Source organism: uncultured Gemella sp. (assembly GCF_963537375.1).
GTDB lineage: Bacteria > Bacillota > Bacilli > Staphylococcales > Gemellaceae > Gemella.
The window spans coordinates 1-14,634 of record NZ_CAUTDQ010000007.1; the positions used below are offsets into that span (position 1 = coordinate 1).

At 28.7% G+C, this 14,634-nt stretch carries 15 protein-coding genes and 1 other RNA gene; 1 reads left to right on the plus strand and 15 read right to left on the minus strand.

The window, feature by feature from the left end; translation table 11 throughout:
- Positions 1–156 precede the first annotated feature (156 nt).
- Entirely contained in the window at positions 157–603 is a 447-nt protein-coding gene (locus RYK99_RS02345; RefSeq protein WP_271965549.1) for a flavodoxin, read from the plus strand.
- Between the two features lie 36 nt (positions 604–639).
- On the opposite strand, the gene RYK99_RS02350 is transcribed toward RYK99_RS02345, so the two are convergent.
- The 15 genes from RYK99_RS02350 to RYK99_RS02420 all read right to left on the minus strand — a co-directional run bounded on the left by RYK99_RS02350 (position 640) and on the right by RYK99_RS02420 (position 14,529).
- A complete protein-coding gene (locus tag RYK99_RS02350; protein ID WP_314989795.1) occupies positions 640–1,143 on the minus strand; it encodes an Rrf2 family transcriptional regulator in 504 nt (167 codons plus the stop codon).
- A gap of 77 nt (positions 1,144–1,220) precedes the next feature.
- Positions 1,221–2,348 carry a class I SAM-dependent RNA methyltransferase gene (locus tag RYK99_RS02355; RefSeq protein WP_314989797.1) on the minus strand — a complete coding sequence of 376 codons (1,128 nt, stop codon included), beginning with the start codon at positions 2,346–2,348 and terminating at the stop codon, positions 1,221–1,223.
- 56 nt (positions 2,349–2,404) lie between these two features.
- An RNA gene (gene rnpB, locus RYK99_RS02360) (RNase P RNA component class B) lies at positions 2,405–2,782 on the minus strand.
- A gap of 54 nt (positions 2,783–2,836) precedes the next feature.
- Positions 2,837–3,034 (minus strand): DNA-directed RNA polymerase subunit omega, encoded by a 198-nt coding sequence (gene rpoZ / locus RYK99_RS02365; RefSeq protein ID WP_003146858.1) that lies wholly within the window; start codon positions 3,032–3,034, stop codon positions 2,837–2,839.
- Between the two features lie 9 nt (positions 3,035–3,043).
- Positions 3,044–3,664 (minus strand): guanylate kinase, encoded by a 621-nt coding sequence (gmk, locus tag RYK99_RS02370; protein WP_314989800.1) that lies wholly within the window; start codon positions 3,662–3,664, stop codon positions 3,044–3,046.
- Positions 3,665–3,830: 166 nt separating this feature from the next.
- Complete coding sequence (locus RYK99_RS02375; protein WP_314989801.1) at positions 3,831–4,157, minus strand: AzlD domain-containing protein; 327 nt, start codon at positions 4,155–4,157, stop codon at positions 3,831–3,833.
- A complete protein-coding gene (locus tag RYK99_RS02380; protein WP_314989803.1) occupies positions 4,144–4,851 on the minus strand; it encodes an AzlC family ABC transporter permease in 708 nt (235 codons plus the stop codon). Before RYK99_RS02380 ends, RYK99_RS02375 begins: the two co-directional genes overlap by 14 nt.
- Positions 4,852–4,879: 28 nt before the next feature.
- A complete protein-coding gene (locus RYK99_RS02385; RefSeq protein WP_314989804.1) occupies positions 4,880–6,547 on the minus strand; it encodes an NFACT RNA binding domain-containing protein in 1,668 nt (555 codons plus the stop codon).
- A gap of 133 nt (positions 6,548–6,680) precedes the next feature.
- The gene (locus RYK99_RS02390) at positions 6,681–7,445 is read right to left on the minus strand and encodes a TerC family protein (RefSeq protein ID WP_314989805.1); all 765 of its coding nucleotides are present in this window, start codon (positions 7,443–7,445) and stop codon (positions 6,681–6,683) included.
- A gap of 12 nt (positions 7,446–7,457) precedes the next feature.
- A complete protein-coding gene (locus tag RYK99_RS02395) occupies positions 7,458–8,219 on the minus strand; it encodes an iron ABC transporter permease (RefSeq protein WP_314989808.1) in 762 nt (253 codons plus the stop codon).
- Positions 8,219–9,061, minus strand: a complete 843-nt coding sequence (locus RYK99_RS02400) for an ABC transporter ATP-binding protein (protein WP_314989810.1) — start codon at positions 9,059–9,061, stop codon at positions 8,219–8,221. Before RYK99_RS02400 ends, RYK99_RS02395 begins: the two co-directional genes overlap by 1 nt.
- A 176-nt stretch (positions 9,062–9,237) precedes the next feature.
- The gene (gene brnQ / locus RYK99_RS02405; RefSeq protein WP_314989811.1) at positions 9,238–10,572 is read right to left on the minus strand and encodes a branched-chain amino acid transport system II carrier protein; all 1,335 of its coding nucleotides are present in this window, start codon (positions 10,570–10,572) and stop codon (positions 9,238–9,240) included.
- Positions 10,573–10,856: 284 nt separating this feature from the next.
- Complete coding sequence (topA, locus tag RYK99_RS02410) at positions 10,857–12,908, minus strand: type I DNA topoisomerase (RefSeq protein WP_314989813.1); 2,052 nt, start codon at positions 12,906–12,908, stop codon at positions 10,857–10,859.
- Between the two features lie 77 nt (positions 12,909–12,985).
- Positions 12,986–13,747 carry a type I methionyl aminopeptidase gene (gene map / locus RYK99_RS02415; protein WP_003146873.1) on the minus strand — a complete coding sequence of 254 codons (762 nt, stop codon included), beginning with the start codon at positions 13,745–13,747 and terminating at the stop codon, positions 12,986–12,988.
- A 14-nt stretch (positions 13,748–13,761) separates the two neighbouring features.
- Positions 13,762–14,529: a TIGR01457 family HAD-type hydrolase gene (locus RYK99_RS02420; RefSeq protein WP_314989816.1), complete on the minus strand. Its 768-nt coding sequence runs from the start codon at positions 14,527–14,529 to the stop codon at positions 13,762–13,764.
- Between the last annotated feature and the right edge of the window lie 105 nt (positions 14,530–14,634).

A 14,634-nucleotide genomic window follows, 5' to 3' on the forward strand; every position in this document is an offset into this window, starting at 1 on the left:
AGGATTTACTCTTCTTTTTTTATATTTTGTCTCACATCAATTGTAACACTACAAAAAAAGTTTATTTTATAAATTCTTTTTATTTACTTAATATTTTTAATAAGTTATAATAATGATTAGTTATTATTTATTTACTAATAGAATGGAGGGGTTTTTTTGAATATTAAATTAGTTTACGCAAGTTTAACAGGTAATACTGAAATGTTATCTGATTTGATAATTGAAAAATTCGAAGAAGAAAAAGGTCTAGAAATAGAAAAACTATTTATCGAAGACATGGAAGATTTTGATTTTCTAGACGATGCAGATGCTTTTATCGTTGCAAGTTATACATATGGTGAAGGTGAACTACCTGAAGAAATGGAAGAATTTTACGAAGCATTAGCAGACAAAAACTATGAAGGAAAAATCTATGGGGTTATTGGAACTGGTGATACTATCTACGATGAGTACTGTGTTTGTGTAGATCAATTCGATGAGCAAATCGCAAAAACTGGTGCTACTAATCCAACTGAAAATCTTAAGATTGAAATTGAAGCAGATACTGACGAAGATTTCGAAAACATTGATAAATTTATTGAAGCATTCGCTAGCGCTCTATAATAAAAAACGGTTATGAAAAATCATAACCGTTTTTTATTATCCTTTAAAGAAAACATTAACTCTTTCAAATTCGTCTTCCCAATTATTCCAATCTAGTCTAATCTTAGAATTTTCTTCAAGAATATCTTCAACTAAGTTTTCGATTGTAATTTCTTCTAAAGCAGTTTTAATCGCTTTATTTACAGTGTTAACTTTTTTCAAGTACTTACTGTAACGTTTATCGACTGCTAAGGCCCCTTCAAAAATTTTTGAAACGTAATCTGTTTTCAGTGCAAAAATTTCTACTTCGTCATTTAACGCTACATATATATCATATAAAGTAACTTTTTTATTTGACTTGTATTTATATCCCCCTCCAATACCAGTGTTAGCTTTTACTAGATCATTGACAACCAATTTTCTCATAATTTTTTTCAGATATGTTGGAGAAATATTTAAACGCTGGCTTATTTCCTTAGAATTCAAGAAAACATGTCTATCTTGAAGGTATAACATAACCATTATACAGATTGCTTGTTCAGTACTCTTTGTTAAATGCATAAACTCAACCTCTTTTCTTTTTAATATAACTCTACTTACATCCTTATTTTATGATATATTTTTATAATTGTCAAATGTTATCTTAATTTTTCTCCCCAGTATTGATAATAGGTACATTCAATGGAACCATTAAAAAGTTTTCTTCTTTTTGTAGCTTTTTTTCCATATAAATGTTCAAACATTTTATGAGATGTTAATAAATAAAGTGACCAATGTTTCTTATTTTTAAGCTCAGTTCCTAAAAACTTATACATTGCTTCTACTTCTTTTTTCTCACCAAGACGTTCACCATAAGGTGGATTTGCAATTACACATCCAGTTTCTTTTTTGGCTACAAAGTCAAATACCGACATTTGTTTGAACTTAATTACTCCTGCAAGACCAATTTCCTCAGCATTATTTTCAGCTGTCGCTATCATTTTAGGATCAATATCAGAACCATATAATTCTAATTCTTTATCATAATCAATAAGATCTTCTGCCTTATTTCTTTCTTCTTCTACAAGACTTTTTGGCATCCATGGCCACTTTTCAAAGTCAAAGTTTCTATTAATACCAGGAGCCATATTTTGAGCTGCCATAGCCGCTTCTATCAATAATGTTCCAGATCCACAGAATAAGTCATATAAAGGTGTTTCACCTTTCCAGTTAGTTAGTTTGACCATTGCTGCTGCTAGTGTTTCTTTTAATGGTGCTGTTCCTTGTTTAGCTCGATATCCACGTTTATGAAGACCATCTCCAGAAGTATCCAATAGAATGGTTGCAATATCATTTAACATAATTATCTCTAATCTATATCTAGCACCAGTTTCTGTTAACCATCCAGTAACACCATAACTCTTCTTCATTTTTTCTACTATTGCTTTTTTAACAATTGATTGACAGTCTGAAACACTGAATAATGTAGACTTATGACTACGTCCATCTACAGGGAATTTAGCATCTACTGGAAGATATTTATCCCATTCTATTTCTTTTGTTTTTTCAAATAACTCCTCAAAAGTATAAGCTGGAAATTGTGCAACAACGATTTTCACTCTATCAGCACATCTTAACCATAGATTTGAACGAACTATCGCTCTTTTATCTCCAGAGTAATAAACTCTCCCATTTTCTACTTTTGTTTCATAACCTAACTCTTGAACTTCTTTAGCCACTATTGCTTCAATACCCATAGGGGTTGTTGCTACTAAATTAAATTTCATCTCTTCCTCCTTAAAAAAAGAGGCTCCTAAGAGCCCCTAGAACTAGTTATTTTTCTTATCATAAGCCATATTCTGTATCTACCTTACTCAATCGAGTCTAGTCTACTCTCGTAAAAATAGCTGTGATCATCTGTCTAAATAAATACATATTTCCTATTCCTACATTCATTTCTGCGGAATAAGTGCTTCTACCAAAATTTGAATTGCTCACTCAAGGGGTTTACCGCGTTCCACTTCTTATATTTCTACAAGAACTCCGTCACTGTGGCACTTTCAAGACATATAACCATATAGAAAACTACTTAGATTATATTTTCTGCCGTCACCATAAGGTGCCTAAACTTATTTTTTCGTTTAGCGTTGAACACTACAAGCATCTCAGCCTGTGTGAGTATGGACTTTCCTCAGCATTACTGCCGCGATCACTCAAAGAAAAACACTTATACTACTTTACACTAAAAATATTATTTTGTAAACAATATTTTAAACTATTTTTCTAAAACTGAAATTTTCCCTTCAGCAATTTCTTCTAATGCTTTACCTACTTCTTTATGAGAAGTATATTTATCTAATTTTGCTGTTTCAGGGTTTGCAAATAATTCTCTAGCTCTTTTACTTGCTAATGAAACTAACATATATTTTGAATTTACTTTTGATTTTAATACATCTAATTTTGGATATAACATCTTCTTCTCCTACATTTCTTCTAATTCTAATAATGCTCTTCTATATTTCATTTCTATACGTTCACGTTTTAAATGTTCACTAAGTATAATCGCTTTGATTCTTTCTACAGCTTTATCTACTTCATCATTCTCTACAACATAATCATATAGATGCATCATATTAATTTCTTTTTTCGCCTTAGCTATACGTGATTCTATTACTTCATCGCTTTCAGTACCACGACCTTTTAATCTATCTTTAAGATCTGCAATACTTGGTGGAGCTAAAAATATAAATAAGGCATCTGGAATTTTACTTTTAACTTTCTCAGCACCTTGGACTTCAATTTCTAAAAATATATCTTTTCCTTTTTCCATCGTCTCCCTAACGTACTTAACGGGAGTTCCATAATAATTGTCGACATACTGAGCATATTCTAATAATTCACCTTGTTGAATTAAACTTTCAAATTCTTCTTTTGTTTTAAAGAAATAATCAACTCCATCTTCTTCTCCAGGCCTCATGCCTCTTGAAGTCATTGAAATTGAATATTCGAAGTCAACATCATTACTTTCAAAAATTCTCTTTCTTACAGTACCTTTACCTACTCCTGAAGGTCCTGAAAGAACTATTAGTAATCCTTTCTCCATTTTTCGTATCCTTCTATTATGTTTTATTATCTTTTTATAATACCATAAATCAAAAAAAATTTAAACTATAAACATGTATATTTAAGTTGAAAATTAATTTGTTAGTATTTTTTAAAAATTCTTAATTTTTATTTCTAATAAACATCACAATCTTAATCTATACTTTCTAAAAAACATATCTTATTATTGCTAAAGATACTATTCCAACTACAACAATTACTAGAAGACTTTTTGATATAATAGCACTAACTACTGTAGGTAGAGACGCTAGTAGATTTTCATAATTGATTTGAGGAAATTCTCCAATTTTTTGTATAAATAAACTATCAAACCATAGCGCTGACATTATTACAATTGGTACAAAACTAAGATACTCAATTACCGCTTTTGGCAGATCAAATTTTTTCAATAATACAAATGGAAGTACTCTAGATAAACATGTTACAATTGTACATCCCAATATTGTTAAGAGAATATAACTAGTTGATAACATTTTTTAAAACCACTCCTATCGCACACCCTATTAAAGTAACTACTATTATCAATACATTACTAGGAATAAAAATCATTCCAAAATATACTAAAAATAACACAACGGTAATAACAATAAACTGAACCTTTTTCTTAATAGTAAAATCTGATAATACTTGCAGGTACAACAATCCTATAAACATTGCTACTAAAGCAAAATCTAAACCAAGAGGTTTGGGATCCTTAACTATTCCTCCTAATAATGCTCCTGCTACTGATGAAGTAAACCATGTAAAATAAGATATTAAATTTGCTGCATTAAACCATTCATAAGTAAGATTTCCACCTGTATAGTTTTGCTTATTCATTCCTAAAGCAAAACTCTCATCAGTTAAAAAAGTTCCGACTACTATATTCTTAAACAAACTATAACGTTTAAAAAATGGAGCTACTGCCATACTCATTAATATCATCCTCGAATTAATTAGAAATGTTGCTAATATGATTGAAAGTATAGGAGCACCGCTTGAGAGCATACTCACTGTAATAAATTGAGCTCCTCCTGCATAAATAAATAATGACATTGCTCCCACAAAGAAAGGATTAATCCCCACTGAACTAGCTATAATTCCAAACGCCAAACCTATACCTATATATCCAAACACGGTTGGTAATGTATCTTTTATGGCTGTTTTTACATCCAATTTATCATTCATATGTTTACCTTCCTTTGATGTTTAATATTTAATTTTTATCGTTTGTTAAAAGCTGTCCAATTAGATCTTTATCTATCTTTTGCTTAACAGTTTTTTGTCCTATATACGTTACTAATCCAGGTTTGGCACCAGATATTTTTTTCACATTTTTTATTAATGTTCTATCTACATTAACATATTCTTCGTTTTTAAACTTCGAATAGTATGCAGCTAACATTGATGCAACTTCTATTGTATCTTCACTTGGATTATTATCAAAAATTACAACATGACTACCTGGAATATCTTTTGCATGAAGCCATAAATAGTCTCGTCTTGCTAATTTATTTGTAATAGTATCATTTTGAAGATTATTCTTTCCAACATAAATTGCTGTCTCATTATGATGAATAATAAAATAATTACTCTTGTTTTTTTTCTTATTAATTTTTATCTTTTCTTTTAAAATCCCATTAGCAATCAATTCTTCTTTGATTTCTGCTATATCAGTTTTATCCGCATTTTCAAGTTGGAATTTTATCGTCTCAAAGTATCCTAAATCTTCTTTAGCTATCTCTATTTGTTCAATTAGATTCTCAATTGTTCTCTTATTCTTTTTATAAAGATTAAAATATTTCTCCGAATTTTTTTCAATAGTTAAACTCGGATCTAATTCTATCTCAATTTCAGATAAATCTTCACTATAAAAATTCTGCAACGTTACTGTTTCTGGTATCTCTCTTTTAAATAAATAAATATTAGAAATCAATAGCTGACCTTTTAATTTGTAATCATCCCTATTTTCAGCTTGAATAAGCTCACTTTCTAATATACTTAACTTTTTATTTAGTCTATTTATTTTTGTATTAATAAAATTAAATAGTTTTCTGTCAGTATTCTTATTAATTGATTCTCTGGCTATGTCCATATAGTAGTAATCAAGGAGTTGTGATAACGAATCAAACTCTTTACTATATTCTTTAACGTCAAAGAAGTAAAAATCCTTTTTACCATTTTCTTCTATCAAAATAGGCTTATTATACTTATCAAATTCCTCACAGAAATTTAGAAAAGCATTTTTTAAATTCAACTCAGAATATTTTTCGAAATAATTATTTAATAAAGCAGAAACACCATAGAAATTTTTCATTAAAAACTTCTTATCTTTATTATCAAATTCTAAATTTTTATATTTGTCATAGTCGAATGGATCAAATTTCTCTTTAGTAGGAGGTAAAGTATAAGCCATGTTTGAAATTGTAGATCGTTTATATTCAAGACTATAACTATTTTTCAATGATTCAAGTATAATATTATCTTCATTAGTTAAAATAATATTAGAATGTTTCCCCATTAGTTCTGTTATTAAATAATAGTATTTCTCATATCCAAGGTCATCAAAATTTTTAATTTTAAAAACCAAAATACGATCATTATTTACTTGATTTATTTCTTGTATTATCCCACCTGTTAAGTATTTTCTAAGTACAGAACAAAAATTTGATGGTGTTGAAGGATTTTCATAACTATTATTAGTTAATTGTATTCTAGATGCACTTGGATTTGCCGATAGAAATAATTTCAAATTTTTCCCTTTTCTTATTGAAAAGACGAACTCATCTGTTGATAGATTATTTACTTTATTTATTCGTCCTTGTAATATACTTTCTTCTAATTCTTTTACCATCTTTCTTACAAAAAAACCATCGAATGCCATTTTTTCCTCCTAAATCTAATTTAATATATTTTTAAATTATATCACATATCTTTCTATGTGTATATGAAAACTAGAAGTCCAAGTTAACAGAAAAAGAAGAGATAATAACTATATCATCTCTTCTTTTTATATATTATTTATTTTCAAATCTTTTTGATACTAAAACTCCCCAAACTAATAATCCAAGTAATACAACCCAGAAAATTACAGTCCAAAGTGTTGAATGAGGAAAATCGTGTGGTATTAATCCTAGTTTTTCATGAGCTGCTGCTATAACAAATAGTTTAATACCTACCCAGCCAACTATTAAGAAAGCTGCGATTTCTAAACCAGGTTTAGTTTCTAGTACTTTAATAAAAATATTAGCAGCATAACGCATTATTATAACCCCAACAAAACCACCGATTACCATAACAGAAAATTGTCCAAGGTTAATCCCTCCGATTGATGTCTCTGAGATATGTGGTAATGTAATTGCAATTGCCACAGCTGCTAAAATTGAATCGATAGCAAAAGCTATATCTGTTAATTCTACTTTTATAACTGTCGCCCAGAAACCACTTTGTTTTTTTGGAGCTTTTACTTCCTCTTCATAATCTTTTTGTTTCTGTTTATCAAAAAATTCCTTGATGTGCGTACCAGCCATATATATTAAATATAGCCCACCTAGTACCTGTATTTCCCAATACTGTGCTAAAATTGTAATTAGGAAAATTGCTATTATTCTAAAAATTAATGCTCCTGCAAGACCATACATTAAAGCATGTTTTTGATCCTTCGGAGGAAGATGTCTAACCATAACAGCTAGTACAATAGCATTATCTGCCGACAATAATCCTTCTAATAGTATCAAACTAAGCAATACTATTACATACTGAATTAATATCTGTGTATCCATTTAAATCTCCTTCTATCCGAATATTTTTTTTATTAATCTTACTATATAAATAACTATTACTAACCCAACAAAATTTAACACTACAGGTAAAAAAGTAGTAAGGTTAAATGTAATATGTTGATTCAAATTATTAAATGATTTAGTAAAAATAGTAAGCACACTATTATCTATTCTTTCACTTGCAAAGTTAAGCCTTGTTTTAATCATCTTAGCAATTACCTCTCCACCTAAAAAGTATAAAAGCGAAACAGAAATAGCTAAATTAGTATTATTGAATAATCTTAACGATAATAAAAATATAATATTTGCAAAAAGTAACAATAATATTAACATTGTTGCGAATGCTCCTGCAGTATTTACATTCATCATAATCGATTTTATTTCACTAAATAAACTATTCTTACGAACAAATAATAAAGCTAATAAACTTGATACTATTATTGCATAATAAACTAAAAAGTAAATTAAATTAGCAAAGATTGAAGAAAAATCTCGGACACTTTTCTTTTTATGAATCTCAAGAAAAACATTTACCTTTGAAATATAATCTTCTCTGTACGAAAAGATGTAATTCAATCCCATAATAAATAATATTATCACTAAATCTATTTTTAATACAATATTAAAAATAATATCCACCAAAGACTTATCATAAAATAATGATAAAGAATCTAATTTAAAAACTATACCTAAATTTAATAAAATTAAAATTAATGCGAATAGATAATTAAATTTTCTTCTAAATAACTTACCAAATTCAATCCTAAAAAACATTATAGATCAGCCTCGCCCTCATACAATTTAATTTTCTCACCTAAGTTACGAATTTGATATACTTCAATATTATTTTTTAATAGGCTATAAACTACTTCTTCAAGAACCTCTTCTCTTACTACTATTTCATTATCATGATATATAGTATACTGATATCCAGATAGTATATCATCTAGTTTTTCGTTGTCAGAAATATTAATAGCAGTAAGTTGTTTTAAGATTAATAAATCTTCAAGATTTCCAAAATATGATTTAATCCCGTCAGTAATAACTAGAACCTTATCAGCAATACTGTTATATCTATTTAACATAGTATCTAAAATAATTACATTGGCATTATTTGATTTATCCAAAATAAAGTCACTTATAACTTCCATATCTTCAGAAGTTAAAGCTTTATCAGTATTATCAATAATAAGAACATTTTGATCTACGAGTATTGAAAATAATGTATGAAATTTATTAACTTCATTTGGAAGTAATTCCTTATACTTAGAACTTGATTTAAGATTTAAAGATTCTAAATCATTTTCTAAATCATCAATTGAAAATTTTACATTGAACAAATCTAACGCTACTTTTAAATTTTTTATTAATGTTAAATCGTTATAAAATCCGAAATCCTTAGTGAATAATAGTTTTTGCTTACTAACATCCTCATTATCGAAAAGAATTTCCCCTTTATACTTCGTTCTTTTTCTAAAAGAATCTTTTAGAAGTTCTATATCCTCCGATTTATTATTAATAATAGTTAAAATTTCACCTGTGTCCACCTGTAAATCTAATTCTAAGATTGTATCTTTTTTTATTTTCTTTTTATATTCTCTAAATTCTAAAACCATTGCTTCTCCTATATAAAAATAACAAAATTTTATTACTCTTTTTCTATATCTTTTTTTTCCTCAAAAATATAAGATTACATCTTACTATAATACCATTGCTTTATCTCATTGTCAAAACAATAGTCAAAAAAATTAAAAGATGATAGAAGATTAAACTCCTATCATCTTTTAATTAATTATTTATTTTCTTTTACAAAGAAAGTTAAAACGATACCTAGTACAAAACCGATTAATGCAAAGTCTAACCATGCAAAATCTGCAGGTACTGGTAAGAATTTAACTTTTGCTAATAAATTATCAACAGCTGGTACTGCTAATTTAAATGTTGAAATTACAGTTGTATATAAACTAAATAATCCTGTAAATAATACTGTAGTTACATAAACAACTCTCTTTCCACCGAAGAAATTATTTAAGAATCCTAATAGGATTAATACCATTGTTAATGGGTATAATAAAACTAGTACTGGTACTGCTCCTTGAATGATTGCAGCTAATCCATAGTTACCTACTGCAAATGAGAATAAAGTAAGTGCAATAGCATAAGTTTTATAGCTAACTTTATCATATAATCTTACGAAATATGAAGAACAAGCTGTTACTAATCCTACACTTGTTGTTAGACAAGCTAAGAATACAATAACGAATAATAATAATTTACCAACATTACCGAAGTAATACGTTGTTGCTCCAGTTAATACTCCTGCACCTGTTTTTTGTAATCCTAATACTGAAACAGATGTAGCTCCAATATTTGAAATGAATACATAAACTAAAGCTAGTAATACAGCTGCAATAATTGCTGATTTTGCTGTGTTGTTAAACACTTCTTTCTTAGTTTTAGCTCCGTATAGTTTTACAGAGTTAATAACGATAATACCAAATACTAATGATGCCAATGCATCCATAGTATTGTATCCTTCCATTAAACCATTTGTAAATGCTAATGAAGTAGTAGCATATGTTTTAGTAGGTTCTTGAGCTACACCCATAGGTTTAACTAATGATGCAATAATTAACACAACCATTGAAAGTAGTAAAACTGGTGTAATTACTGTACCAATTCTATCTACTAGTTTATTTGGGCTAATAGCTAACCATAATGTTAATCCCATGAATAAAGCTAAGAAAATAGCTTGAGCAATTGTAGTATTTTCAGGTGCTACAAAGCTTGATAATCCTAATTCGTAAGTTGTAGTCCCTGTTCTAGGAATTGCAAAGAAAGGCCCGATTGTTAAGTATAATAAAGTCGTAAAAGCAATACCGAAACCTTTACCTGCTCTACTAGATAAATCTAATAAGTCCTCAGCTCCTGAGTAACCCATTACAATAACTCCTAAAAGTGGTAATCCCACTCCCATAATAATAAATCCTATCATCGCTGTAGATAAATTACTTCCAGCGTTTTGTCCTAGGAATGCTGGGAAAATTAAATTACCAGCACCAAAGAACAGTGCAAATAACATAAGTCCGATTGATACATATGGATTTTTCTTTAAAAATTTCAACATGTCATCTCCTCCAAATAATTTTTGTTTTTTAAAGTATGTTATATACAATAATATATTTATTAATATTTGTCAATAGATTTTTAAAAAATATTTCATTTTTTGTTGGATAAATGTTTTAAATTTTCAGATAATTACCTTCTTAAATAACATAAGTTAATCGTTTTCTCAATTAATTTATGGTGTTTGAAGACGCTATTTTAATACTAATAAATTATTAGCTATCAATAATTAAAAATTAAAAAGATTTAACAATTAAACAAATTATCAAATCTTTATTATTGTTTTTATTTTTTAATTTCTTCTTTGTAATCACAGTGATCACAATGAACACCTTTTTTACCTTCAAATAGAATATTATCACACTTAGGACAATTTCTATTTATCGGCTTATCCCATGATACAAAATCACAAGTTGGGAATCCTTCACATCCATAGAAAAGTTTACCTTTTTTAGATTTCTTTTCTAATATATCATGTTTCTTACATTTTGGACATTTTACCCCTACTTTTTTCTGAATTGTATTTGTATATCTACAATCAGGGAAATTAGAACAAGCTATGAATTTACCAAATTTACCTAACTTGAATACAAGTGGAGATGAACATTCTGGACAAGATTCACCAGTAAATTCTTGTTTTATTTCAACTTTTTCCATTTCTGATTCCGCTTTTTCTACATCTTTTCTAAAACCACTGTAGAAATTATAAATTGTTTTTTCCCATCCAACTTTTCCTTCTGCAATATCATCTAGCTGACTTTCAAGATTTGCAGTAAATTTTGTGTTAATAATATCAGGGAAATACTGTTCGGTAATTTTGCTTACTAATGTTCCTAATTCTGTTGGAGTAAATACTTTATTTTGCAACTTAGCATAATATCTTTTTTGTAGAGTATCCACTATTGTTGCATAAGTTGATGGACGACCTACACCTAATTCTTCAAGTTCAGCAATTAATTTTGCTTCAGAATATCTTGCTGGTGGCTGTGTGAAGTGTTGCTCTTCTTTTATCTCTTTAACCTTAGCATCTTCTCCAACTTCAAATTCTGGTGCTAATTTAACTTTTTCTTTTTCTTTTAATACTGCCAAGAATCCATTAAATAAAAGCTTAGAATGCGCTCCGCGATATACAACTTCATTATTTTCAAATGTAGTAGTACTCGTTTCATAAACTGCAGCACTCATACGACTCGCAAGGAATCTTTCCCAGATTAATTTATATAACTTATATTGATCATTCGATAAATATTCTTTAATAGAATCTGGAGTAAAATTGATGTTTGTTGGTCTTATCCCTTCATGAGCATCTTGTACATTCTTACTAGATTTTCTTGATTTTACTGATGTGGCTAAATAATCTTTACCAAAATTATTTAGTATATAATCACTAGCCATTTTTACCGCTTCATCAGATACTCTAGTAGAGTCTGTTCTCATGTACGTAATTAACCCGGTAACGCCACCCAATTTTTTAAGATTAATTCCTTCGTATAACTCTTGAGCCACGCTCATTGTTTTACGAGTTTTAAAATTAATCTTTCTTGAAGCATCTTGTTGCATAGTAGAAGTAATATAGACATTAGGAGCATTTCTATTTTTCTTAGTTTTCGCTACATCTAATACTTTAAATGTATCACCTACTATAACTTTTCTTATTTTATCTACATCTTTTTTGCTCTCAAGTTTAATCTTTTTACCTTTATACGAATAGAAATTAGCTGTTAAAACTTTTCTATTTTTAATAAAATCTATAGGCATTGACCAATATTCTTGAGGTACGAATTTTTGTATCTCTTCTTCCCTATCAACAATTAGTTTTAATGCAGCATTTTGCACTCGACCAGCCGATAGCTTTGGTTTAACTTTTTTCCATAGAACAGGTGAAATATTATAACCTACAAGTCGATCAAGAATTCTTCTTGCTTGTTGTGATTGAACTAAATCCGTATTAATTTTTCTTGGATGTTTAATTGCATCCTTTACCGCATCTTTTGTTATTTCATTAAATACTATTCTATTATCAGAATCATTATCTAATCCTAATATGTGAGCAATATGCCATGCTATTGCCTCTCCTTCTCTATCAGGGTCGGATGCTAGGAAAACTTTTTTCCCTTTTGCCTCTTTTTTTAGAGACTTGATTACATCACCTTTTCCTCTTATTGAAATATAATCAACATCCACATTCCCATTATCTAGTACTTCTACTCCCATTCTACTTTTAGGTAGGTCTCTTACATGACCTTTTGAAGATATTACTCTGTATTTTTTCCCTAGATATTTCTCAATAGTTTTTGCCTTTGAAGGAGATTCGACTATTACTAAATTTTCTGCCATTTTCTTCTCTCCATAATTTTTTAATAAGTAGTATCTTAAATCATTTTTATTAAATTGTCAACTTTTTCCAATGAAAATTAGTCTATTTTTGTTAAGATTAACGGTTCTTGATTTTCACGAACTACTATTGTGTGTTCATATTGAGCTATGTAAGAACCATCGTTTGCAACTAACTCCCATTCATCTCTATCTGAATTACCTACAGTTTTTGCTTTTGTAGATACGAATGGTTCTACAGCCAAACACATACCATCTTTTAGGATAATGTTATCCCATGGATCAAAATAGTTAAAAACATGTTGTGGCTCTTGGTGTAATGAAGTTCCGATTCCGTGACCTGTTAAATTTTCAATTACTTCTAACTTATGTTCTTTAATTTTTTTGTGGACATTTTTCCCAATTTGATTAATTTTTCTTCCAGCAACAGCATGTTTAATACCTTCGTAAAATGCTTCTTTAGCAACTTCACAGACCTTTTCTTTCATCGGATCATCAACTTTACCAACAACAAAAGAAATACCAGTATCTGCATAGTAACCATCTTTACATCCTGATACATCAATATTAAGAAGATCTCCATCTTTTAAAATTTTAGTACTAGATGGGATACCATGTGCAGCTTGATAATTTAACGAAATACATGTGTATCCTGGGAAATCATACTCAGTTATTGGAGCTGACTTTGCACCATATTTTTCAAATAATTCTTTAGCAATATTATCAAGTTCTTTTGTTGAAACTCCTGGTACTGCTTTTTTTACCATTTCATCTCTAATTGTTGCACAGATGAAACCTATTTCTTTCATTTTCTGTAATTGTTCTTCAGTTTTTATAATCATTTATATTCTCCTCGCTATTTAATCAATTGATATAAGTTTTCTATTGAATACGTTGGTTTTTTCTCTTTTTCTTTCAATTCTTCGAAGCTTGTCACACCTGTTTGAACATGAATTGTATCTATTCCGCTATTTATGCCTGACATAATGTCTGTATCATAATTATCACCTACCATTACTATTTCATCTTTTCTATAATTGAATAATTTAATGGCAGATTCCATAATAATATTACTAGGTTTACCTATAATTGTAGCCAGTGTAGAAGTTGCATATTCCAAATATTTGACTTGCCCCCCATTACTTGGCACGAAACCATGTGCAGTAGGTAATAATGTATCTGGATTAGTACCAATAAGTTCTGCTCCATTTAAAATAGCTTTAGTAGCAATAGCTAATTTTTCATATGTAAGTTCTCTATCTAGACCTACTACTACTGCTTCAACATCTTCTTCAGTATCCTTTTGGCAAAATGAACTAAGTGTATTCTTTACCCCAGCTTCTCCTATTACATATAAGTTTTTATATCCTTTAGATTCAAGATAAATTTTAGTAGCATCACTTGAAGTAAAAACATGTTCTTCAGAAGTGTATATATCAAATTTCTTAAGATGCTCAGCGACATCTTTTGGTTCTTTCGTCGAATTATTTGTTAAAAATAAATAGTCTATATTCTTTTCGTTTAAATATTCAACAAATTCTTTAGCATACCTGATTTTTTTTTCTCCATTATATATAGTACCATCTAAATCTATCAGGTATAATTTATAATTTTTTATAGTCATGCTATTACTCCATAAGTTTCTATTAACATAACAGTAAAATCATCAAATTAAAATAATTTTCGTCTTAAAATATAAATTTATTAATTGATATTACTTAAGCTATAT

Excerpts from the sequence above, each read along its gene's own strand:
- RYK99_RS02400 (WP_314989810.1), bottom strand. The coding sequence starts at position 9,061 with ATGGTTTTAGAATTTAGAGAATATAAAAAGAAAATAAAAAAAGATACA.
- RYK99_RS02385 (WP_314989804.1), bottom strand. The coding sequence starts at position 6,547 with ATGGCATTCGATGGTTTTTTTGTAAGAAAGATGGTAAAAGAATTAGAA.
- rpoZ (WP_003146858.1), bottom strand. The coding sequence starts at position 3,034 with ATGTTATATCCAAAATTAGATGTATTAAAATCAAAAGTAAATTCAAAA.
- brnQ (WP_314989811.1), bottom strand. The coding sequence starts at position 10,572 with ATGTTGAAATTTTTAAAGAAAAATCCATATGTATCAATCGGACTTATG.
- RYK99_RS02350 (WP_314989795.1), bottom strand. The coding sequence starts at position 1,143 with ATGCATTTAACAAAGAGTACTGAACAAGCAATCTGTATAATGGTTATG.
- RYK99_RS02395 (WP_314989808.1), bottom strand. The coding sequence starts at position 8,219 with ATGTTTTTTAGGATTGAATTTGGTAAGTTATTTAGAAGAAAATTTAAT.
- RYK99_RS02375 (WP_314989801.1), bottom strand. The coding sequence starts at position 4,157 with ATGTTATCAACTAGTTATATTCTCTTAACAATATTGGGATGTACAATT.
- RYK99_RS02420 (WP_314989816.1), bottom strand. The coding sequence starts at position 14,529 with ATGACTATAAAAAATTATAAATTATACCTGATAGATTTAGATGGTACT.
- RYK99_RS02355 (WP_314989797.1), bottom strand. The coding sequence starts at position 2,348 with ATGAAATTTAATTTAGTAGCAACAACCCCTATGGGTATTGAAGCAATA.
- topA (WP_314989813.1), bottom strand. The coding sequence starts at position 12,908 with ATGGCAGAAAATTTAGTAATAGTCGAATCTCCTTCAAAGGCAAAAACT.
- gmk (WP_314989800.1), bottom strand. The coding sequence starts at position 3,664 with ATGGAGAAAGGATTACTAATAGTTCTTTCAGGACCTTCAGGAGTAGGT.
- map (WP_003146873.1), bottom strand. The coding sequence starts at position 13,747 with ATGATTATAAAAACTGAAGAACAATTACAGAAAATGAAAGAAATAGGT.
- RYK99_RS02380 (WP_314989803.1), bottom strand. The coding sequence starts at position 4,851 with ATGAATGATAAATTGGATGTAAAAACAGCCATAAAAGATACATTACCA.
- RYK99_RS02390 (WP_314989805.1), bottom strand. The coding sequence starts at position 7,445 with ATGGATACACAGATATTAATTCAGTATGTAATAGTATTGCTTAGTTTG.